Source organism: Alcaligenes sp. 1735tsa3 (assembly GCF_024134565.1).
In the GTDB taxonomy this organism is placed as follows: domain Bacteria; phylum Pseudomonadota; class Gammaproteobacteria; order Burkholderiales; family Burkholderiaceae_B; genus Alcaligenes; species Alcaligenes phenolicus.
The window spans coordinates 1,365,085-1,385,475 of sequence record NZ_CP099862.1; the positions used below are offsets into that span (position 1 = coordinate 1,365,085).

A 20,391-nucleotide genomic window follows, 5' to 3' on the forward strand; every position below is an offset into this window, starting at 1 on the left:
TTCTAGCGGCGGCCGTTCAGGCGTTGGATACGATCCGATGGAGTCACGATGTCGGTGACGCGAATACCGTATTTATCGTCCACCACGACCACTTCGCCTTGGGCGATCAGGTAGCCGTTCACGTAAATATCCAGCGGTTCGCCCGCCAGACCGTCCAGCTCCACCACGGAGCCCTGGCCCAGTTGTAGAATGTTCTTGATGGTCAGACGTGTGCGACCCAGCTCCACCGACAGCTGGACCGGGATGTCCATAATCATGTCGATATCGGTGGTGGCGTTCGCTTCGGCGTGCTCCATGGGCGGGAACAGATTGCTGGCCGGGCTGGGTTCGTGCACAGGCGTGGCTGCGCTTTGCTCGGCCAGTGCCGAGGCCCAGTCATCCTCCAGGGGCTGTTCCAGTCCTTGGGCTTGGGTGCTGCTTTGGCTGCCAGCCTGTTGCTCAGCCATCGCGGCTGCCCAGTCGTCCTCGGGCGCAGACCGGTCGTTAGGGTTGTGAGGGTCGCTCATAGGGACTTACCTTTAGTCAAATCGCTGTCGTTGGTGGCCAAGATGTTTTCTACCCGCAAGGAGTAGCGGCCACCGGAGGTGCCGTAGCGGCATTCCAGAACCGGCACGCCATCCACGTGGGCTTCAATAAGAGTGGGGATTTCAATCGGCAAGACATCATTGGCCTTTAACTGGGTCAGCTCGGCAATGGTCATGTCTATATTGACGAAGTTGGCAATTAGTTCAACTTCGGCGCTGCGCACTTGTCGTGACAATTGCTGGGTCCAGCGCTGGTCAATATCGTTGGTGCCTTTGTCCTGCAAGGGGCGGGTCAGCAGATCGCGCAGCGGCTCGATCATGGAGTAGGGCAGGCAGATATTCAGATTGCCACCCTGGGCACCAAATTCAATATTGAAAGAGGTCACCACCACGATGTCATTGCTGCTGCTGATGCTGGCAAACTTGGTATGCATCTCCGAGCGCATGTACTCCGCTTCCAGCGGGTAGATGGACTCCCAGGCACCGCAGTAGCTCTCCAGCGTCAGGGTCAGCAAACGCTGGATGATGCGCTGCTCGGTCGTGGTGAAATCCCGGCCCTCGACGCGGGTGTTGTAGCGGCCATGGCCACCAAACAGGCTGTCGATAATCAGAAAGACCAGGTTCGGGTCGAAGGTAAACAGCGACACGCCCCGCAAGGGCTTTAAGGCAACCATGTTCAGGTTGCTGGGCACGGGCAGGTTGCGCTCGAAATCCGAGTACTTCTGAATACGAATGGAACCGACGGTGATGTCTGCGTTGCGGCGCATGAAGCTGAGCATGGTCGAGCGCAAACGACGGGCAAAGCGCTCGTTGATCAGCTCCAGGGTCTGCATGCGGTGACGCACTACCCGGTCTGGCGAGGTCAGGTCATAGGCCCGTACGCCAGTCAGGTTTTCGTTCAAGGGCTTGGTGTCAGCGCCTTCGCCGGTAACACCGGCCAGCAGTGCATCGACTTCGTCTTGGGATAGGAAGCTCTGATACGACATTTATTGGATGACAAAGGCGGTGAACAGGACATCATTGATGTTCGGTACAGCGGTGTTGGGCGCGTAGGGCTCTTTCAGGCCGGCGCTCAGCTGTGCAACCAGGGCTTGACGCCCTTCGGAGGTCTGGATGTAGGTGGGGCGCTGTTCAGCCAGAATCTTGAGCACGCGATCACGCACCATGGGCATGTACTCCACCAGCATGGAGCGCGAACCATCGTCCTGGACACGCAAGGTGATGCCTACGTACAAGATGCGCGAGCGGCCATTCTCGTTCAGGGTGACGGTAAAGGGGTCCAGCGGCGCAAAAATGGGTTTGGCATTGACCTTGACCACCGGCGGTTCGTCCGGGGCAGGGGCCGCTTCAACTGATTGGCCTTTTTCTGCCCAGGCCAACCAGGCAGGCGTGCTGCTTTGTTGCAGGGAGTAGTACAGCGTTGCGCCCACGCTAGCGGCGATAATAAACAGAACCAGCAGACCGGTTTTCATCAGGCGTGCAAGTTTGGTGGGTGCTTTTCGGGCCATGTGATGTGAGCGATGTATTTTCTAGCGTATTACAAACAGACAAACGCATGTCGGGCCTGAGCCTGACTGCATGCCTGAGCTATTGTGCCGGAGGTCAGACAGGACAGGCCCGGCGAATAGACGCTGCTTTTCGAGCTTAATCATGCTTTTTGCCGGGCTGTCTGTGGGACTGTGAATCAGGCGAAGGTATCAACCAGCGCGTCGGGGTTCAGCGAGCGTGTGGCGCTGCTGTTCACCAAGGGGCTGCTTTCGTCAGCGGAAGCCACGCCGTTCAGGCTGAAGGCGGGTTGATCGCCTTGATTGCCCTTGGCGGCCAGTTGCTCGTGAAAGGCCTGGTGCGAGGCGTGCTGGTCACCTACGTCAGCCTGTCCCAAGGTCAGCCCGTTTTCTGCAAACTGCTGTTGCAGCTGCTGCAAGGATTGTTCCAGGGCGTGGCGGACTTGAGCATGGGGCGAGGTGATCATGGCGTGGGCCATCCCATCCTGCATTTGCAAGGTAATGCGCAAGGGGCCCAGTTCGGGTGGGTCCAGACGAATGTCGGCGCTTTGAACGCCGCCTTGAGCCTGTTGGGCCAAGGTAATCATTTGACGACCCATGGCCGCCCCCCATTCGGGGGACTGGACCGGCGTGGCAATGGCCAGCGTCAGGGGGCTGGGCAAGGCGGCCGGGCTGTTGGCCTGGACTGCGCTGGGTGCGGCGCCAAGTTGCGCTAGCAGGGAAGCATCCAGAGCGGGCAGGTTCAGATTCACGCCGGCACGGGCATCGTCAGCAATTTGTCGGCCAAAGCTAGCCAAGGAAGCCGACGCTTCATCCATCAAACGTGTCTGGGATGAGGGCACATTAGCGGCGATGCCAGTGCCTGGCGGGTTGTTGTTCAGCACTTGTGCTGTGTTCACCGCTGGTTTGCGAGCAGTGGTGGCAGCCAGCGGATTGCTGGTTTCAACGGCTTTAGGCAAGACCAGTTCGGCGCTCAGATCAAGCTCGGCTTCTGCTTCAACAGCGTTCAATGGCGCGGTCTGAGCTTGACGGCTACTTGGCTCGGCGGCCAGATTCTGGCGTGTGTTGAGAGCGCTCAGTGGCAGTTTGCTATCGGTTTGGGCACTTTTGGGGTCGACCTTGCTGCTCTTGATGGCCTGTACTTGCGAAAGAATCGACAAGGCCATGGCAGGCAGGCCGCTATCGGCCGGGGCATCAGTGTCAAGTTCCAGATCGCTCTGATCGGCAATCAGCAGGGCCGGGTCTTTGATCAAGGGGTCCAGCTCGCTGGCACCAGCCTGTTCGGCCACGGCGTCAGCCAGCTTGGGGCTATCGGCGGGAACCTGGGTTTTGGTGCTGTCCTGCTTGGCGGCTGCCGGTGTCCTGCCAGCCCCTTTGTGTTGCACCTGCTGTTGTTGGGTTTGCAGATGCTGGGCAAAGCCTTCGTCTTTGGGCGCATGCGCAGCCGCAGGCCCGGCCGTGTTGGTAACGGGGGCCGAGGGTGCGGCAGGGGCCGCAGGTAAAACCGAAAGAGTGGGCGAAGTCATGGCGGCGCTTGTTTAATAGGCGGTCTGGCTACGGGTAAAGAGACGAGCAGCGATTTCATCGCTGTTACGTTGTTCCATTCTTTGTTGCTGGACTTGCTGGGTCTGGAGACGGCGGTCGATCAAGGTTTCATACGCTTTCAGGCGCTGCTGATGGCCATACCAGACCTGGCGTCCCTGTTCCATTTTCTGTTCCAGCGTTTGGATGACACTATTTTGCTGGGAAATGGCCTGGTCCAATGTCACGATAAAGCGCCGGAAATTGTGGTAGTTCGCCATGGTTACCCCAGTTTGGCCCACATCCAGCAGGCGCTGGGCGTAGTCCTGGCGATAGGTCTGCAACATTTCCAGCTGCGACTGGGCCGCATCGCGTTCTGTTCGCAGCTCCTGCAGATGGCGGGCCGCGTCGTCCACATTGTTCTGACTGAGATCGACCAGCGTATGTAAAGAGGCGTTGGCTTTCATGGCTATTGCTCGCTATTGAGAACGGCGTTCAATTCATCGAAGGCGCGTGGCACGTCCACACGTTGCTGCATGCCCTGGCGCAGATAGGCCTCCAGCCAGGGGAAACGATCAATGGCCTGATCAATGGCAGGATCATTGCCACGGGTATAGGCGCCCACGGCAATCAGGTCGCGGTTGCGTTGATAGCTGGAGAGCAGGCCCTTGAAGCGGTGCACCATCTTGATCTGTTCTGGCTCCACAATGCTGGGCATGACCCGTGAGATGGACGCTTCGATATCAATGGCCGGGTAATGGCCGGTTTCCGCCAGACTGCGCGACAGCACAATGTGACCGTCCAGAATCGCGCGCGCCGAGTCGGCAATCGGGTCTTGCTGGTCGTCGCCCTCGGTCAGCACGGTGTAGAACGCGGTGATCGAGCCGCAACGGCCTTGTGCATTGGGTTCGCCATTGCCGGCGCGCTCCACCAGGGCCGGTAGCTTGGCAAAAACGGAAGGAGGGTAGCCCTTGGTGGCAGGCGGCTCGCCAATTGCCAAGGCGATTTCGCGCTGAGCCATGGCATAACGCGTCAGCGAATCCATGATCAGCAAGACGTTCTTGCCTTCATCACGGAAAAACTCGGCCAGTCGGGTGGCGTACACCGCGCCTTGTAAACGCAGCAAGGGCGAGACATCAGCCGGAGCAGCGACAACAACCGAGCGTTGCAGGCCCTCTTCGCCCAGGTTGTGCTCAATAAATTCTTTAACTTCTCGGCCCCGTTCACCGATCAGGCCCACGACAATGATGTCGGCCTGGGTGTAGCGGGCCATCATGCCCAGCAGCACACTTTTACCCACACCGGAACCGGCAAACAGGCCCATGCGCTGACCACGGCCTACGGTCAGCAAACCGTTGATGGCACGTACTCCTACGTCCAGAACCGTGTCGATGGGACTGCGCTTCAGTGGGTTGAGTGTGGTGTGGCTGAGCGAGACGCACGCTTGCGCGTCGATCGGGCCCAAACCGTCCAGCGGATTGCCGCTGCCATCGACCACGCGACCCAGCAGGCCGGGGCCGACCGGAACATGGCGCGAACGCGCCTGGGCAGGCAGGCTGTCCGGTTGATCGGAGTCGGGCAGCGGAACCGGCGGCTGCAATTGAGCTTCAACCGGTACAACACGTGCACCGGGAGGCAGGCCGGAAATTTCGCTCAAGGGCATCAAATACAAGGATCTGCCTTCAAAACCTACAACCTCGGCTTCGGCCCAGATGTTTTGCGCGGCAGACAGCTCCACTTTGCAAGCGGCCCCTACCGCCAGCTTCAAGCCTGTAGCTTCCAGCACCAAACCCGTGGCGCGGACAACGCGGCCACTGCGCAAGCTGGGCTCAATGGCCTGGACCCGTTGCTGTGCCGACAGCATCTGGGCGCGCCAGCGTTCGGGGGAGGAGGCCAAAAGGGGAGTTGCCATCAGGGCTCCGAAGAGACGGGCAAGCCCAGGCTGGCCAGGGCGCGTTTCCAGCGGGTGGCAAAGGTGGCGTCAATATCGCCGTAACTGGAGCGCACACGACATTCACCGCGTTGCAGCTGGGGGTCTTCTTGCAGACGCCAGGCGCGGGGCTCGCCTTGTTCAATCAGAAACTCACGCACCAGGCTGATGTCGTCCGGGTGCAAGCTCAGTTCCAGGGCGCTGGTATCGCCTGGATCACTACGCAGTACTTCGGCAACCAGATCGCGGATGCGGCTGGGTTCGGCCTTGATGGTGCTTTGCAATACATGCTCGGCAATACGTGTCGCCAGCTGAATCAGGGATTGGCCCATTTCCTGATCCATCAGTTCAATGGACTGGGCACAGTTCTGGTTCAAGGCGACAAATTCCTTGATGTACTGGTCAATCTGTTCTTGTGCCTTGGCCATTCCAGCCGCCATTCCGGCTTCATAGCCCTGGGCATGACCACTTTCCTGGCCTGCTGCCAGACCAGCAGCGTGGCCTTGGTTGTAACCGGCCTGATAGCCCTGGGTATGGCCTTCTTCCTGCGCCTGGCTGCGCTGGTTTTCCAGATCGCGCTGCAGTTCTTCCGGGGTAGGAGGGACGAACTCGGGCTCTTCCGGTTCCGGGGCGACGACAGGATCATCCAGCCCCTGCATTTGCCAGCGGCTCCAGCTTTCCTGAAGTTCCGAGTAGGCCGAGGCTTTACGGTGGCTGGACATTTACAGGCTCCTGCGCAGGCGGTTCGTGCCTGGGCACAAGCGAATAACGGCTTGGACGGGCAGGAGCTGCCCAAACGAGGCCGTCTTAGACATATTCGTCCCCACTCAGGCCACCCAGCGTAATCTGACCGGCTTCGGCCAGGCGACGAGCCACCTGCACAATGGCTTTTTGTTCCTGTTCCACCTTGGACATGCGGATCGGGCCTTGGGCGTCGATGTCTTCGCGCAGCATTTCGGCAGCACGGTTGGACATATTGCGGAAGAACTTGTCGCGCAACTCTTCGGGCGCGCCTTTCAGGGCAATCGTCAATGCAGAGGTCTCGATTTCCTTGAGCAGCAGCTGAATGGCAATGTCTTCCACATCGGCCAGGTTCTCGAACACGAACATCTCGTCCACGATGCGCTGGGTCAGGTCGGCGTCCATGCCGCGCAGACTGGTCAGGACGGACTCTTCCAGGCTGGCGTTCATGTAGTTCAGCATCTCGGCTGCCGTGCGTGGACCACCCATCTTGCTGCGTTTGGCACCCTGGCCCGATAGCATGCCGTTCAACACTTCGGTCAGCTCGTTCAGGGCCGTGGGCTGCACGCCGCCAAAAGTAGCAATACGCAGGACCACATCATCGCGCAAACGATCCGGAATGTAGCCCAGAATGTCGGCAGCGCGATCACGCTCCAGATGCACCAGAATGGTGGCGATAATTTGGGGGTGTTCGTCGGCAATCAGCTCGGCCACGCTGGAGGCATCCAGCCAGTTCAGGGCATCAATACCGCTGCTGGAGCCTTCGCTGTTTTCCAGCAAGTCTTCGATCAGACCAGCGGCCCGGTCCGAGCCCAGCGCCTTGTTCAGTACGGAGCGGATATAGGCGTTGGAGTCCAGTGCCACCGCCATGAACTGGTCGGCCTCCTGGCGAAAGCTCTCCAGAGCCTCGTCCATATCGGCACGGGTCAGTTGCTTCAGGGACGCCATGGCGGTACTGAGCTGCTGCACCTCACGAGGCGAGAGGTGGCGAAACACCTCGGCGGCGGCATCTTCCCCCAAGGACATCATCAAAATCGCACTGCGTTCGATGGAATCGTCCGGTTTAGCCGTTTTCATTTTTTTCATCTTTGTTCAACCAGGAGCGCAACACCATAGCCACGGCACGTGGGTCATCGTGAGCCATCGTGCGGGCGGTGTTCAGATTCTCTTCGTAGCGGCTCATTTCGGCGGCACGTTGTTCAGCAGCCTGTTCGCGAGCAGATTCTTCTTTCTGGCGCTCGACGCGGGCGTCAGCCACCGCCTTGGCCTGGATTAGGCCCTGGATGATGGGGTTGATGACGATGCGCCATGCCATGAACAGAATGAATGCAAAGACCAGATACTTGACCAGTTCCATAGCGAGCTCGCGGTACTCCGGATTTTTCCAGAAGGGGGTATCAATATCGCCTTGCTCGTTGAACTGTCCGTTCACCACGCTCAGGCTATCGCCTCGATCAGCCGAGTAACCCACGGCTTGCTTGACCAGATCGCTGATCTTGTCCAGTTCTTCCTGCTCCAGCGGCTGTTGCTCCTTGTCCGTATTGCGGTAGTTCACCACCACGGCCACCGACAGGCGGCTTAGCTGACCCAAAGGACCTTTGACGTGGCTGATGGTGCGATCCACTTCGTAGTTCACGGTGGAGTCGTTACGCGCATTGCCGGTGTTTTGCAGCAAGCGGGCCTGTTCGGCCAGGGACACCAGTGAAGGGTCTGTACCGGCCGCTGCAGCGTTCGCAGCGCTGGCGGTTTGTGCGGCGGCATTGGCCGGCTCAGTTGCCGGAGCAGCCGGGGCTTGGGGCTGATTCGGTGCAGCAGGCGGGTTGACCAGATTGGCGGTGGCATTGTTGGGAGCCTGATTGCTCAAGGCACCGGGCACGCCCTGGGGCTGCTGCGGGTTGCGCTGCAAGGAAGAACTGGTCTGCTGGCTGCGTACTGCGGCCTGACCGGGTTGCTGATTGGGCTTGTAGACCTCGGACGTCTGCTCGCGGCGCGAGAAGTCCACCTCGGCCGTCACCTGGGCGCGGACGTTGCCAGCACCGACCAAGGGGTTCAGCAAGGTCAGGATGCGCTGCACGGCTCGGTATTCAATATCGTTTACAAAATTGCGCTGCTGATTATCAGCGCCCATCTCGCCAGTGGGCGCGGTCAGCAAGCGGCCATTCTGGTCAATGATGGACACCTTGTCGGCATGCAGATTGGGCACGCTGGAGGAGATCAGCCAGCTGATGGCGGAAACCTGGCCTTCGCTCAGGTCGCGACCCGGATACAGCGACAGCACTACCGAAGCGGTCGGAGACTGGCGATCACGCACAAACAAGGTTTCACGCGGCATGGCCAGGTGAACGCGCGCTTCCTTGACGGCATGCACGGCCTTGATGGAATTGGCCAGCTCGCCCTCCAGAGCGCGCTGATAGGTGACTTGTTCGGTGAACTGGCTGGCGCCAAAGCGACTTTGATCCAGCAGCTCGAAGCCGGCATTGCCACTGCGCGGCAAGCCTTGCGAGGCCATTTGCATGCGCACATCATGCACACGATCTTGCGGCACCAGAATGGCGGTACCGTTGCTGTTGAACTGGTAGGGCACGTTCATCTGGCCCAGGGCCGAGACAATCGCACCGCCATCGCGGTCGTCCAGATTGGAGAACAGTACCTGGTAGGTAGGGCCGCGGCTCCACAGCAAGAGGGCGACAATCAGAGCAATCAGTGCGGCACCCAGCCCGATCAGCGCTACCTTGGGCAAGGCGCGCAGTGTGTCGTAGCCAGGAAGTTTGTTCAGCAACTGTGCTGTCTGACTCATGGGTGAGGCAGAGGCAGGGTTCTGCATGGAATCAGGGGAGTTCAAATCAGGACGTGCTCAGGCAGCATTAAGGAAAGGGCGGCGGGCATGAAAGAATCAGGCGCTTATACCGGCATACTGGCAATTTCTTGGTAGGCGGCCACTAAGCGGTTGCGTACCTGGACGGTGGCCTGAAAGCCAACGCTGGCTTTTTGCAGGTCAATCATCACGTCGTTCAAGGAAATTCCGGGCTCGCCCATTTCAAAGGCCTGAGCCTGGGCATTGGCCTCGTTCTGCGCCTGGGAAACCCGGTTCAAAGAGCGGGCCAGCTCGGCGGCAAAACCACCGGGAGCGGCGCTGCTGGCCGAGGAGGACACAGAACTGGAAGCCCCGGCCGCTTGCGCAACTGCGCGCATCTGGGCCAAAAGGTTTTCAATGCTGGAGAGATTGGAAATCGACATATTCGCTTGCCAGAAAGTCAGGATGGGCCACGCGCACAGGTGCGGGCAGCTTGCCGTGCTTAATGTAACGTTTAGAACGCGAGGCTAAGCAGGGTATCTAAGCCCAAAAACAGGGGCTTTTCAGCCCTTATAAATAGCAGGCTCAAGTTTTTGGGGCGTCGTGCAAAGCCTGCAAGGCTTGTGTGGCCTGGGGATGGCCTTGTTCCAGGGCGTAGAGCCAGGCCAGCAATTCAGCCACGGCTTGATAGAGCTGAGGGGGGATATGACGGTCCAGATCCACCTGCATCAGCAGGCCGACCAGTTCGGGGGACTCGTGTACGTACAGACCGTGCTCGCGGGCGGTCTCGACAATTTTTTCGGCCAAGGTGCCGTAGCCTTTGGCAACGACACGCGGGGCCCCGTCTTTGGGCTCGTAGCGCAAGGCCAGGGCCTGCGGGCGATGGGAGGGGGAATCATGACTCATCGGGCAGGTCCTGCGGCAGGGTCGGGTCGGCTTCAATCTGCAATTGGCTCAGGATCAGGCCCTGGTCTTGCAGACGTTCGCGCAAGGGCAGGCTGTTCTCGTCCAGATAAGGGGCGGATTGATCGGCCTGAATATGGACCAGCAATTGCTGGTTCAGGAGGTTGAGCCGTAGGGTGATCGGCCCCAACGTGGGCAGGTCCAGTTGCAGGGTACTGGACCAATGTTCGGTTTCGTCCTCTGACTGGGCCTGGTGACGTTGCACGCTCCAGTTCATGTCGGCATCCGGCCAGGCCTGACCTTGCCATTGCAGGTTCTGATGGGCCAGCGTATCCAGTTGCTGACGCACCAGCAGGCTATTGGCCGGGTCCTGGGTGCCGGCCTGGGTCTGAGGATTCTGGCTTGTGCTGGTATGTGTTTCGGCCGCGGGGCGATTCAGGTTTTGCGGCTCTTGCTGTAATTCGCCAACGCTGCGTTGCCCAAAGTGCAGATCACTAAGATGAGACTCGTAGAATAGCCCGCTTTGTTGCAAGGCCTGGGGCAAAGCCTGGCTGAAATGCTGGGCCAGAGCAGCCGTGCTGCCTGTAGGCAGGGGGCTTGGGGTTGCGGCGCCGGTGGTCGTAGTGCCCGTGCTGGGCGTGCCTGCGGCAGTGCCTGTTCCCACAGCACTGCTGCCTGTTGTCATTGCACTGGTAGAGCCCGCGTTTGCACCGCTTGTTGCTGTGCTACCGGGCAAGGGCAGGCGCTGCTGAGCCACGGTGGCGATTGTGCTGGCGGTACTCTGTGCTGTGTTTGCGCGTCCCGCCGTCTGGGTATCACTGCCGGGGCGCGTGGGTTCCTTGCCGTCTGCCTGCATCGTGGGGCGGCCAGGTAACAAGGTCTGTCGTCCCTGGATAGCAGGGGCACGATCCGGAAAGCGCTCCAGCAAGGACAGGATCAATTGGGCAGTGCGCCCCAGGGTTGTGGGGGCCGAGCTCGTGGTGGCCGTATTGGGGCCATGTGGATTCAGAGCCGGGTCGGTCGAGGTTTGACCGCTTTGTGTGCGGATATTCCGGCTATCGCGACCCTGGGTGTGGGCGCGGGCTTGATCTACGCTTTGGCGTTGATCTCGAGCCGTTTGGTTTTCGGCGCGCTCGGGGCGTTGGCTGCCCGGTGTCTGGCTGATGGCGTCCGGTCGGGCGCCCGTGGCGATATTGCTTTGCTGTCCAGTGCTGATACCCAGAACGGCATCGAGCCGTTGAATAAGCAGCGTCCCCAAAGGGGAGGGGCCGCCTATGCTCATGGATGAACGCTAGGGCTGTAATACGCTTGCAACACGGTTTGCTGGCGCTTCATATTGCCCAGCAGTGCACCCAGACGCCCCAGTTCGGGGGTGGCCAGATGGCGGATCTGGGCGTCGTCTTCCAGAATTTGGGTCAGCAACTGACGGCGTGCCTGTTTTTCAGTAATAGACAGGTCTTCCATGTTCTTGAGCTTTTCCACGGCGAGTTGATAGTGTTCGGATTGTTCAAACACATCCTCCCAGCGAGCCGTTTGGGCAAGCTCCAGCATGTGACGGGTGATGCTGGCGATAATTTGATATTGATCGACGATCGGGTTAGAGGTATCGCTCATGTTCGTACCAGGCGCTAAAGGCGCAAAGGAGGTTGGAGGTGCAGGTCAGGAACAGAACCTGTCCCGCGAGCCCCGGAGTCAAGCTGGCTGCTTGGCACGTTGGGTATCAACATTGCTGCGCCAGGCATCGGCAATATCGGTCAGCAAACGCTCGGCCAGCGTCAGCTTTTCCGCGTCATTGCGAAGGTTGGCCAGCATCAGATTGTGCAAAATCAGGTCATAGGTAGCGACCAGATTGCGGGCCAGCTCTCCGCCCTTTTCGGTATCGACCGCCATTTTCAGGCCGCTATCGACAATATCAATAGCCTTCGATAAAGACTGCCCCCGCCCGGCAATATTGCCCTGTTCCATATGCAAGCGCGCTTGCAGCATGGCGGTGCGAGCACCGTTAAATAACAGGGTAATCAGATGTTCGGGACTCGCGCTCAGGACCTCGGTTTCCAGACCTACTTGAGCGTAGGCGCGAACCGATTGTTGGCCAAAGCGACGGGAAGGGGCAGGATAGCTCATAGGGGTTTATTTATTGCTGTTCATATTGCCCAGCATGGACAGTTGCTGGCTTAGGTAATTGCTGGTGCCTTGCATGCGGTTGATCATGACGTCCAGTTGGACGAACTGCTTGCGATAGGCTTCCATCTTGTTCTCGATACGCTGGTCAGCGGCTTCGAACTGATCTTGCAGTTTTTTGCCGACTTTCTCAGCGCCTTCCTGGGCATTATCAATACGGCCACCCTTCTTGATAAATTCCTCTGCTGCGGCCTCAACGCGACCGGCAACGCTGTGTTCGCCCACAAACATGTTCTTGACGTCGACCATATTGGTCTTCAAGACTTCGTTCAGCTTTTTCTCGTCCAGCTGCAGATCGCCTGTCTTGGGATCGATATTGATGCCCAGGCCTACCATGGAGCGGATCTCGCCTTCGCTGGGAACGTGCCCCAGGGTGGCGTCACGCATGGCATTTTGAGCCTCACGTGCCATGGAGTCGCCCGTCAGGGCGGCGCCTTTTTTCAGCTCAACGTTATAGGCTGTCAAGGAGCGAATTGACTTGTTGAACTTGTTGTACGCCTCGACATAGTCCTTGATTGCCTTGGCGGCCACGCTGTCGTCTTTGGCAACTTCTACATTGACCGGGTCACCGCCAGCCTTGTTCAGCGTGATCTCCAGGCCCTCAATAGTGTCTTTGAGGGTGTTGCTCTGGCTTGTGATGGCAATGCCGTTCACTGTCAACTTGGCGTTGAGGGCCTTGGTTTGCTCAAAGCCGCTGGCAGCCGGGTCGGCAGCATCAAAGGTAAGTACCTCGGCCAGTTCATCATTGCCACTGACGCTGATGGAGCTGATCGACGCTGCTTCACCCGTTGCACCGGCTGACAGTTGCAGGCGGTATGGCTCGTCCGGATCGCCAGTGTTGATAATGGTCGCTTTCATGCCCAACTCAGTGTCGGCATTGATCGCGTTCATCACGCCTTGCAAGGACGTGTCCTTGCCTTTCATGTTCAGGACGTGTTCTGTGCCATTGGCCAGGCGAACGGTAATTTCCCCGCCTTCGCCCATGGCCTCATCACGCGAACTTTGAGAGGCCGCCGTCAAGGTCTGGCGGGTAGCCAGATTATCAACCTTGATCACGTACTGACCGGGCGCTGCTTTGGAATTGCCGGTCACCTTGATGTTTTCGCTATTGGCGGTGACTTTGACCGCGCCAAACGAGTCTTCCGAGTTCAGGGCCTTGGCGGCGGTTTGCAGCTCTGCCAGACTGCTTTTGAGCTGACCGTAGGCCGAGATCTTGTTGGTATTGGCCACCTGGCGGTTCTGGATGACAGCAAGACTCTTCTTTTCCGTCTTGCGCAAATCTTCCAGCAGCTCGTCCAGCTTCAGACCTGAGCCCACGCCAATTGAAGAAATAGCCATATCAAATACTCCTGTAGTGTCCTATTTTGTCGCGAATGTGTCGCGCGCAAAGCCCATGTCAATGGGAAGTTTCGATGCCAGTTTGGTTTTTAAACCTTCACGCTGACCGCGTTGCCCTGCAATTGCACGATCATCTTGGCAATCTGGATCACCGCGTCAGATGGGACGGTGCGCAGAACCTCGCCGGTCGAGTTGTCCACAATCGAGACCACCAGACGCTGGGCCTCGTCGTCCATATTGAAGCGAATGCCGGTGGACCAGGCCTGCAAGGAGTTGTTGATCTGGTCCAGGGTGTCGTCCAGCGTGTTGACCATGCCGGGCACGGGTTCGCGTTTTTCGGGCCAGCGTTGCTGCAACTGGGTATCGGTACTGCTTTCCTTGATGGGGGTCACCGTGGTGGCCGCCGAAGGCGTAGGGGTGCCGGGATTTTGCTCCACTGGGGAGGCTAGGGGCACCAAGGCCGTCGTTTGAGATGAAACTGAGTTGATCATGACATCACTCCAGAAGGGGCTTGGTGGCAGGCCTGCTCAATGGGGGGGCTTGGCACCTGTAACGATCCAATTACGGCACCTGCGCCTGTATCTTTAGGAGATATTTTGGTTTTTTGCCGCTTCAGACCCGTTTAAAGCCTGAATAAGATGGCGAAAGACTGTTTGATTTGGGGACTGTCGGGCAGGGCGGGCAGGCAAAATAGCTCAATCTTTATTGTCCGGATTCTTGCCTGTCCATGCCTCGTTCAGAAGACGTCCTGGTTGAGCAGTACGCCCCATTGGTGCGCCGCCAAGCGCTCCAGCTTGTGTCGCGCCTGCCTCCCAGCGTTGAACTGGATGATCTGATGCAGGCGGGCATGATGGGCCTGCTGGACGCCGTGCGTCGTTACCAGGTGGTGGCCGAGGCCCAGTTTGACACCTACGCGGTCACCCGAATTCGTGGCGCCATGCTGGATGAGTTGCGCAGCCAGGATTGGCTGCCGCGTAGTGTGCGCAGCAAAGCGCGCCAGATCGAAGTGGCCGTCAGTACCTTGCGTCAGGAACTGCTGCGCGAGCCCACCGAGCCGGAAATTGCTGAAGCCTTGTCCATGAGCATGGACGACTACTACGAACTGCTGGATGAGGCGGTCGGCGTGCAGGTGATTCATTACGAAGACCTGAAACGTCATGCCGATCCTTCCGCTGATGCGCTGGAGTTTCTGGAAGACAGCACGCGCGAGCAGGCGTACTTCGATAATCCCCTGAACCTGCTGACCTCCCAGGGGCTTCGGCAAGCCTTGATTACCGCCATCGACCAACTGCCTGAACGTGAGAAGTTGCTGTTCGCCTTGCAGTTTGAGCAAGATTTGAATCAGAAAGAAATTGCTCTGGTGCTGGGTGTGACAGAAGGGCGCGTATCCCAACTGCGTAGCCAGGCCGTGACCCGTATCCGCGCCAGTCTTGCCAAAGACCAATGGGATGCCATTTCCGATAGCGCGGAATTTCAGGTGTTGTTGTAAGCCTGCGCTTGCTAGCTGCCAAGCTTTCACTTTTCGAATGATACAAGGGCCTCTTCAAGGCCTTGCTTCGTAAACGTTTGGATGCACCACACGTGCCGGGGTCCGCCTTGCGAGGTGATTTGCAGCATTGCTACAAAATCAAGCTTCTTAAGCAGGGCTATCGTCTGGTTTATGCCGTTGAGGATGATGTTCTGGTGGTTTTGGTCTTGGCGGTAAAAAAGCGGGAAGACATGGCGGTGTAGCGCGCTGCTATTCAGCGCTTAAGTGAGGATTTGGATTAAGTATCGAGTGGGCAGTAACGGCAGTTTGCTTCCGCTGTGATGTTTTGCTGTGTCTATTCAGGTAAAAAGCCAGCCCTAGGGCTGGCTTTTTTATTGCAGAGGATGCTGCTTACTTCTTGCGTTGCAAAATCCAGAACTCCCGGTAGTTAATGCCGTCATCGCACAGGCTGCCTTTGCGAATGACGGTAAATCCGGCACTGGCCATGGTGGTGGCTTTGGCCTCGAAATCCACTTCCGTACGTGTGGTCTCGCGTGTGCCCTGACTTTCCAGCAGGACCAGGCCGCCGGGTTTGCAGAAGTTGAACAGCTTGGTGCCAAATTCTGACAAAGGCACGCCAATCCAGTGATGCACCGCGCAGGCAATGACCAGGTCAAAGCGCTGTTTGGATTTGAAGTCATCAAAGGGCTGGCTGCTCAGTTCAATGTGCTTGTGCCCCAAATGTTCTGCCACCGCCTTGCCAACGTCAATGCAGCTTTGGCTGATATCAAATCCCAAGCCATGGGATAGATGTGGAGCCAGGCCCATCAGCAAGAAGCCATGGTTGCAGCCAATATCCAGGGCGCTGGCATTGGCGGGCAGCAGTTCTTGCAGGCCGTAGGTTTCAAGTCGCTGCATGGCCGGTCGTGAGCCTGCCAGTTTCAGCGGCTCAAAGCCTTGATAGGGCAGGCCGAAGTCGCCGAAGGCGTACTGCAGATTATCTTGCTTGTAACCTGCCCAGATTTGCTCGATTTTCTGGTGCAGGGCGGCAATGCTCTGCAGATCTGCCTGCGTGCTTTCGGGCAGGCGCGCATTGAGCTTGCGGTAGGCGTGGACGGTGTAGGGCGAATAGCGATAGGTCGCGCAGGCTTGCCACAGGTGCTCGCAGCTTTCATTGATCAGGCCTGCTTCGTACAGGCTATCGGCCTTGGCAATCAAGGGGCGGGCCAGTTCGGGACCCTGGCTGTTCTGCGCCAGAAGCAAGGCTTGTTCGTGCTCTTGCCAAGCCTGCTCCCATTGCTGGCTGTGCGCGAGCAAGCGGCCACGGGTGGCATGGTGCTGTATCTGCTCCGCTGTTGTCATGTGTGGCTTGGCAGACTGGCTGCGGGACAGGGCATCGTTCAGTTCTTCCGTGTCGGGCTTGACCTGTGCAGCCAGTGTGTCCCACCACTGTGCCTGAACGTCTTGTTGATCGGGGTAGCGAGCATACAGCGCGCGGGCGATGTCTGTGGCCTCCCACCACATGCCGGCGCGATTCATGATGTCTATATAGGTTTGGCGCAGGATCAGTTCGTCTGGAGCTTTGGAGATGGCTTCCTGAATCGTCACAATGGCTGAACGATGATGCCCTGACCAGGACAGGCATTCGGCGTACAGACTCTGAACGAGTGGGTCGGCTGGATATTGCTCGATCCACTTGCGTGTCTGATGGCGGGGGACAGGCAAGTCGCTAGTGTGCAGCATTTGACGGATATGCTGAATTTCGCGCAGATCCGGCCCATTACGTTTGAGCTCAAAGTAGCCTCGGGCTTTCAGGTAGCCTTCGGCTAGTGTCGGGTCGATTTGCAGCAGTAGCTCGTAACTGAAATCATGGATGTCGTGCACCGTATCCAGCAGGAAAGCCTGCTTGAGGATTTGTGTGGGGCTCAACTGGGCCTGGCGTTGATAGCTGGGGACCAGCAAGGCAGAGGCTCGGCGCAGTTGGTTGCCGGCAGGTTGCACGGCCAGATCCTGGCGGGCAGGCATGTGTTGTTCGAACTGCTCATCGATCAGACGCAAAAGACGGAAACCATGTTGCTCGGCCCATTGCAGCAAGGCGGCCAGATCCGTTTGTCCCTCTTGTGTTGTGACCAGGGCGACGCTGACCTGGATCAGCAAGGCATTGGCCAGGCGCTCAGTGCCATGTTCCAGGATCTTGGCATGGTCGTAGACGCCGTCCAGGATCAGATAGTCCAGCCAGTCCAATCCCTCAATGGTGTCCAGCGCATAGGTGGCGACGGGCAACTGAGCCAGCGTCATGGTTTTTTGGGCCAGATAGGCCGGGCCTTGTTGCTTGGCGACAGGAGGCAGGGTGCTGTTATAGGCCGCGTCCAGCGCCAAATGCAAGGTGCCGGGCTGACCATCTCCCAGCAGCGCCTGGGAAATGTAATGCAGGGATGGCTTGCTCAGTGCTTGCGCCAGTGGGGCGAGCTCACCAGAGGGATCGAAGCTGAGCAAGGTGCAGGCACCAGACTCGACCAGGTCCTGCGCCTTTTGCTGACGCAGCAGATACGAGGTGTTGTCCGCTACGGTGATCACCTGTGACAGCTGCCAGCTGAAGTCGGCTTCTGCCGGGCTGTTGTCAGGCTTGGTGTTGCGGACCTTCAGTTGGGCGGGCAAGTCGGCCATGTTGGCCTGCTGCTCCTGGGCCAGTTCCTGGCAGGTGGACTGATAGCGCTGAACCATAGGTGCCAATTGTTCGCGGAAGCGCTCGCCAAAGCCGATGAAGCGGTCGGTCATGGGCATGGCAACGTCAAAGGAGCTGATCGGGCCAATCTCGGCAGCCATGCTGGCGTTGGCTGCAACGGCATCTGTATAGGACTGCTGGCGCTCCAGGCCCAGCTGCTCAAACAGATTGTCCATGACAGTCTGGGGATCACGGACCAGGGCTTCATAATCAACCAGAAAGACGGGGTTGGGCAGGACCTGTGCCCAATGCGCCATCATGTGCTCGTAAAGTGCGATATGTTCGCCCAAGGTCGGCAGGTCGTAGCTGTAGTGGTTGCCCTCGAAGGATTTGTATTGCTGGCAGTACACCGTGGCACCCAGATCCAGCAGGCCGCGTACACAAAAAACAATAGGGGCTTTGGGTAACCACAGGCCGATAAAACCCAGGTTCCACAAGTCTGAGGGCAGGGTGGAGATGCTGACCTCTTCGTCATTTCCCAAGCTGCTCAGGTAGGTGTGCGCATCGTGCTGAATAGAACTGGGAGTCTGAGCGGTCAGATAGTTTTCAAGATTGTTTTGAAAGCGGGCCAGGACGTTTTGTCTATATTGGTCCAGTTGCAGGCTCTCGCCTGTCAGGCGCACTTTGGCGGCACTGCGGAACAGGGATTCGACCAGGCTTTTTCCTGAGCGGGAAAAGCCCGTGATGAAAATCTGTGGGGCGGACTGCACGCCAAACGGGGACAGAGCGTTGAACAGCTCCGCCGTAAAGTTCACTCGTAGCCCGTTAACTTGAGGGATCAAGCTTTTGTGAGGGCTGGCAAATGCCCCTTTTATGAGATTATTCGCTTTTTGATAATACGCGAATGCCTTGTCGGTCTCTTGCGCATCCAGCCAGATCTTGCCCAGGGTGGCCAGTACATTGGCACGGTCATTAATGGGCTGCTCTGCATCGTTCGTAAACGCTTCCAGGGCTTGCAGAATGCCGGGTTCGGGCGCCAGTTGAGTGAAAGGGGCCAGCTTGACATAGAGCAGCGCATCCAAGGGAGCGACGGCGTGCTTGAGCGCTTCCAGATAGGCATCGCGGGCCTGTGCCAGCAGCTCCTTATCTTTATAGATATCCCCTTGCAAAGCCCAGGCGCCTGCGTAGTCGGGGCGCACCTGAAGAACCTGACTGGACAAGTGCAAGGCCTCATCCAGTTGGCCCTCTTTGCGCAAACACATGGCCAGGCTCAATGTCAGGCTTTCATTGTTCTGTGGCTCCAGCGCCAGTGCCTGGCGATAAAGCCCAATTGCTTCTGGGAAACGCTCCAGGCCTCGCAGCGCATCGCCATGCCAGACCAGCAAGCGAAAATCGTCACCGTGTTTTTGGCGCAGTTTGATCAGCAGGGGCTCGACCTGGTCCCATTGATTGCGATCAAGCAGATTCAGGATGGTTTGTGCCGTCTGGGGAGAAATACCGCTTGCGGAGCGGTGCTGCTTGGGGCGCGTCATGGGGCTGAGTTCCTGCGGGATAAAAAGGCTCATTACATCAAAAAAAAACGCTCCCTTATCCGTGGATAAAGGAGCGTAATACCTGCTTGATCAAGCAGGACTAGCCAAGGCTAGACTATCGAGCGGCTTAGCGCAGCAGCGACAGAACAGTTTGTGGAACCTGGTTGGCTTGAGCCAGAACCGAGGTGCCAGCCTGTTGCAGGATCTGAGCACGAGTCATGTTGGAGACTTCGACTGCGTAGTCGGCGTCTTCAATACGCGAACGCGAAGCGGACAGGTTGGTAACCGTGTTGTTCAGGTTGGCGATGGTGGACTCGAAACGGTTTTGCACCGCACCCAGGTCGGAACGCAGGTTGTCCACGTCTTGGATAGCCTTGTCGATGGCTGCCAGTGGGGTGACTTTGGCCAGAGTGGCTTCGTCGGTAACTTCAGCGCCAGCCGTAGCGGTAACGGTGTTGGCCGTTGCATCACCGGTAACGGTGGCAGAGTAGGCTTTGCCGTCTTTCACGATGTAGTGAGCGTCAGCAACAGCGCCGGTACCACCAGCGGTGCCAGCAGTGCCCTTGATGGTCATCAAGGAGCCGCCGCCAGTAACGGTCACGGCAGTTTTGGAGTCGCCCATTTGAGCAGGAACGGCAGCGGTGCCAGTACCAGTAGCAGCAGCCAGTTCGAACGAAGTAGCGTCGAATTTCTTGGCCAGGCTGGACACGTCCAGACCTTCCAGATCCAGGGTGCCGGAGTCGATTTGCTTCAGGTTAACCGAGATGGTTTCGCCGTCGTTAGCACCAACTTGAATGGCCAGGGACTGGTCTTTGGCCAGAACTTTCACGCCGTTGAACTGAGTTTGCTCAGAAACGCGGTTGATTTCGGCCAGACGCTGGTTGATTTCAGCCTGGATCGAAGCCAAGTCGGTTTCGGAGTTGGTGCCGGTGGTAGCTTGCACGCTCAGAGTACGGATGCGCTGCAAGTTGTTGTTGATTTCGTTCAGCGAACCTTCGGTTGTCTGAGCGATAGAGATACCGTCGTTGGCGTTGCGGGAAGCTTGTGTCAGACCGTTCACGTTGGAGGTGAAACGGTTGGCAATAGCCTGACCGGCGGCGTCGTCTTTAGCGCTGTTGATGCGCAGGCCGGAGGACAGACGCTCAATGGCTTGACCCAGTGCGCCTTGCGATTTGCTCAGATTGCCTTGGGCAACGAGGGAAAGCGAGTTCGTATTGATAACAGACATGGTAACTCCCAATGTTGAGTAGAGCGGCGAAACGGTTTCGCCCTTTGCCCAGGAAAGCGTT

The 20,391-nt window shown here is 58.2% G+C and carries 20 protein-coding genes; 2 read left to right on the top strand and 18 right to left on the bottom strand.

Annotated features, from left to right (window positions below):
• Positions 1–2: 2 nt before the first annotated feature.
• The 16 genes from fliN to NIZ92_RS06300 all read right to left on the bottom strand — a co-directional run bounded on the left by fliN (position 3) and on the right by NIZ92_RS06300 (position 13,928).
• Complete coding sequence (gene fliN / locus NIZ92_RS06225; protein ID WP_009458083.1) at positions 3–506, bottom strand: flagellar motor switch protein FliN; 504 nt, start codon at positions 504–506, stop codon at positions 3–5.
• Positions 503–1,510, bottom strand: a complete 1,008-nt coding sequence (fliM, locus tag NIZ92_RS06230) for a flagellar motor switch protein FliM (protein WP_009458081.1) — start codon at positions 1,508–1,510, stop codon at positions 503–505. The genes fliN and fliM overlap by 4 nt, the downstream gene beginning before the upstream one ends.
• On the bottom strand, positions 1,511–1,996 hold the full coding sequence (locus NIZ92_RS06235) for a flagellar basal body-associated FliL family protein (RefSeq protein WP_226349333.1): 486 nt from the start codon (positions 1,994–1,996) through the stop codon (positions 1,511–1,513).
• A gap of 212 nt (positions 1,997–2,208) precedes the next feature.
• Positions 2,209–3,555 (bottom strand): flagellar hook-length control protein FliK, encoded by a 1,347-nt coding sequence (locus tag NIZ92_RS06240; RefSeq protein WP_254002864.1) that lies wholly within the window; start codon positions 3,553–3,555, stop codon positions 2,209–2,211.
• Positions 3,556–3,567: 12 nt separating this feature from the next.
• Positions 3,568–4,017 carry a flagellar export protein FliJ gene (gene fliJ, locus NIZ92_RS06245; RefSeq protein ID WP_254002865.1) on the bottom strand — a complete coding sequence of 150 codons (450 nt, stop codon included), beginning with the start codon at positions 4,015–4,017 and terminating at the stop codon, positions 3,568–3,570.
• A 2-nt stretch (positions 4,018–4,019) separates the two neighbouring features.
• Positions 4,020–5,414: a flagellar protein export ATPase FliI gene (gene fliI / locus NIZ92_RS06250; RefSeq protein ID WP_254003204.1), complete on the bottom strand. Its 1,395-nt coding sequence runs from the start codon at positions 5,412–5,414 to the stop codon at positions 4,020–4,022.
• Between the two features lie 47 nt (positions 5,415–5,461).
• On the bottom strand, positions 5,462–6,202 hold the full coding sequence (gene fliH / locus NIZ92_RS06255; RefSeq protein ID WP_021446819.1) for a flagellar assembly protein FliH: 741 nt from the start codon (positions 6,200–6,202) through the stop codon (positions 5,462–5,464).
• An 85-nt stretch (positions 6,203–6,287) separates the two neighbouring features.
• The gene (gene fliG / locus NIZ92_RS06260) at positions 6,288–7,298 is read right to left on the bottom strand and encodes a flagellar motor switch protein FliG (RefSeq protein WP_026484542.1); all 1,011 of its coding nucleotides are present in this window, start codon (positions 7,296–7,298) and stop codon (positions 6,288–6,290) included.
• Entirely contained in the window at positions 7,285–9,018 is a 1,734-nt protein-coding gene (gene fliF / locus NIZ92_RS06265) for a flagellar basal-body MS-ring/collar protein FliF (RefSeq protein WP_254002866.1), read from the bottom strand. The genes fliG and fliF overlap by 14 nt, the downstream gene beginning before the upstream one ends.
• Positions 9,019–9,122: 104 nt before the next feature.
• Positions 9,123–9,458, bottom strand: coding sequence for a flagellar hook-basal body complex protein FliE (gene fliE, locus NIZ92_RS06270; protein ID WP_009458068.1), 336 nt, complete (start codon positions 9,456–9,458; stop codon positions 9,123–9,125).
• 142 nt (positions 9,459–9,600) lie between these two features.
• The gene (locus NIZ92_RS06275; RefSeq protein WP_035269091.1) at positions 9,601–9,921 is read right to left on the bottom strand and encodes an EscU/YscU/HrcU family type III secretion system export apparatus switch protein; all 321 of its coding nucleotides are present in this window, start codon (positions 9,919–9,921) and stop codon (positions 9,601–9,603) included.
• Positions 9,911–11,200, bottom strand: a complete 1,290-nt coding sequence (locus NIZ92_RS06280) for a flagellar hook-length control protein FliK (protein ID WP_254002867.1) — start codon at positions 11,198–11,200, stop codon at positions 9,911–9,913. The genes NIZ92_RS06275 and NIZ92_RS06280 overlap by 11 nt, the downstream gene beginning before the upstream one ends.
• Complete coding sequence (locus tag NIZ92_RS06285) at positions 11,197–11,532, bottom strand: flagellar protein FliT (RefSeq protein ID WP_026484538.1); 336 nt, start codon at positions 11,530–11,532, stop codon at positions 11,197–11,199. The genes NIZ92_RS06280 and NIZ92_RS06285 overlap by 4 nt, the downstream gene beginning before the upstream one ends.
• 78 nt (positions 11,533–11,610) lie before the next feature.
• On the bottom strand, positions 11,611–12,042 hold the full coding sequence (gene fliS, locus NIZ92_RS06290; protein WP_026484537.1) for a flagellar export chaperone FliS: 432 nt from the start codon (positions 12,040–12,042) through the stop codon (positions 11,611–11,613).
• A 6-nt stretch (positions 12,043–12,048) separates the two neighbouring features.
• A complete protein-coding gene (fliD, locus tag NIZ92_RS06295; protein ID WP_247965757.1) occupies positions 12,049–13,437 on the bottom strand; it encodes a flagellar filament capping protein FliD in 1,389 nt (462 codons plus the stop codon).
• Between the two features lie 89 nt (positions 13,438–13,526).
• Entirely contained in the window at positions 13,527–13,928 is a 402-nt protein-coding gene (locus tag NIZ92_RS06300) for a flagellar protein FlaG (protein ID WP_254002868.1), read from the bottom strand.
• A gap of 236 nt (positions 13,929–14,164) precedes the next feature.
• Here NIZ92_RS06300 and NIZ92_RS06305 point away from each other — a divergent pair, with 236 nt between their 5' ends.
• On the top strand, positions 14,165–14,926 hold the full coding sequence (locus tag NIZ92_RS06305; protein ID WP_254002869.1) for an RNA polymerase sigma factor FliA: 762 nt from the start codon (positions 14,165–14,167) through the stop codon (positions 14,924–14,926).
• A gap of 62 nt (positions 14,927–14,988) precedes the next feature.
• Positions 14,989–15,168, top strand: a complete 180-nt coding sequence (locus tag NIZ92_RS06310; RefSeq protein ID WP_301555094.1) for a type II toxin-antitoxin system RelE/ParE family toxin — start codon at positions 14,989–14,991, stop codon at positions 15,166–15,168.
• A 148-nt stretch (positions 15,169–15,316) separates the two neighbouring features.
• Here the strand turns inward: NIZ92_RS06310 and NIZ92_RS06315 are convergent, their stop codons facing one another.
• Positions 15,317–19,102, bottom strand: a complete 3,786-nt coding sequence (locus NIZ92_RS06315; RefSeq protein ID WP_254002870.1) for a sulfotransferase — start codon at positions 19,100–19,102, stop codon at positions 15,317–15,319.
• A gap of 127 nt (positions 19,103–19,229) precedes the next feature.
• Entirely contained in the window at positions 19,230–20,330 is a 1,101-nt protein-coding gene (locus NIZ92_RS06320) for a FliC/FljB family flagellin (protein ID WP_083053872.1), read from the bottom strand.
• Positions 20,331–20,391: the final 61 nt, after the last annotated feature.

Bases quoted from the DNA above. Each gene is read 5' to 3' on its own strand.
- fliN (WP_009458083.1), bottom strand. From the start codon at position 506: ATGAGCGACCCTCACAACCCTAACGACCGGTCTGCGCCCGAGGACGAC.
- fliM (WP_009458081.1), bottom strand. From the start codon at position 1,510: ATGTCGTATCAGAGCTTCCTATCCCAAGACGAAGTCGATGCACTGCTG.
- NIZ92_RS06235 (WP_226349333.1), bottom strand. From the start codon at position 1,996: ATGAAAACCGGTCTGCTGGTTCTGTTTATTATCGCCGCTAGCGTGGGC.
- NIZ92_RS06240 (WP_254002864.1), bottom strand. From the start codon at position 3,555: ATGACTTCGCCCACTCTTTCGGTTTTACCTGCGGCCCCTGCCGCACCC.
- fliJ (WP_254002865.1), bottom strand. From the start codon at position 4,017: ATGAAAGCCAACGCCTCTTTACATACGCTGGTCGATCTCAGTCAGAAC.
- fliI (WP_254003204.1), bottom strand. From the start codon at position 5,414: ATGCTGTCGGCACAGCAACGGGTCCAGGCCATTGAGCCCAGCTTGCGC.
- fliH (WP_021446819.1), bottom strand. From the start codon at position 6,202: ATGTCCAGCCACCGTAAAGCCTCGGCCTACTCGGAACTTCAGGAAAGC.
- fliG (WP_026484542.1), bottom strand. From the start codon at position 7,298: ATGAAAACGGCTAAACCGGACGATTCCATCGAACGCAGTGCGATTTTG.
- fliF (WP_254002866.1), bottom strand. From the start codon at position 9,018: ATGAGTCAGACAGCACAGTTGCTGAACAAACTTCCTGGCTACGACACA.
- fliE (WP_009458068.1), bottom strand. From the start codon at position 9,458: ATGTCGATTTCCAATCTCTCCAGCATTGAAAACCTTTTGGCCCAGATG.
- NIZ92_RS06275 (WP_035269091.1), bottom strand. From the start codon at position 9,921: ATGAGTCATGATTCCCCCTCCCATCGCCCGCAGGCCCTGGCCTTGCGC.
- NIZ92_RS06280 (WP_254002867.1), bottom strand. From the start codon at position 11,200: ATGAGCATAGGCGGCCCCTCCCCTTTGGGGACGCTGCTTATTCAACGG.
- NIZ92_RS06285 (WP_026484538.1), bottom strand. From the start codon at position 11,532: ATGAGCGATACCTCTAACCCGATCGTCGATCAATATCAAATTATCGCC.
- fliS (WP_026484537.1), bottom strand. From the start codon at position 12,042: ATGAGCTATCCTGCCCCTTCCCGTCGCTTTGGCCAACAATCGGTTCGC.
- fliD (WP_247965757.1), bottom strand. From the start codon at position 13,437: ATGGCTATTTCTTCAATTGGCGTGGGCTCAGGTCTGAAGCTGGACGAG.
- NIZ92_RS06300 (WP_254002868.1), bottom strand. From the start codon at position 13,928: ATGATCAACTCAGTTTCATCTCAAACGACGGCCTTGGTGCCCCTAGCC.
- NIZ92_RS06305 (WP_254002869.1), top strand. From the start codon at position 14,165: ATGCCTCGTTCAGAAGACGTCCTGGTTGAGCAGTACGCCCCATTGGTG.
- NIZ92_RS06315 (WP_254002870.1), bottom strand. From the start codon at position 19,102: ATGACGCGCCCCAAGCAGCACCGCTCCGCAAGCGGTATTTCTCCCCAG.
- NIZ92_RS06320 (WP_083053872.1), bottom strand. From the start codon at position 20,330: ATGTCTGTTATCAATACGAACTCGCTTTCCCTCGTTGCCCAAGGCAAT.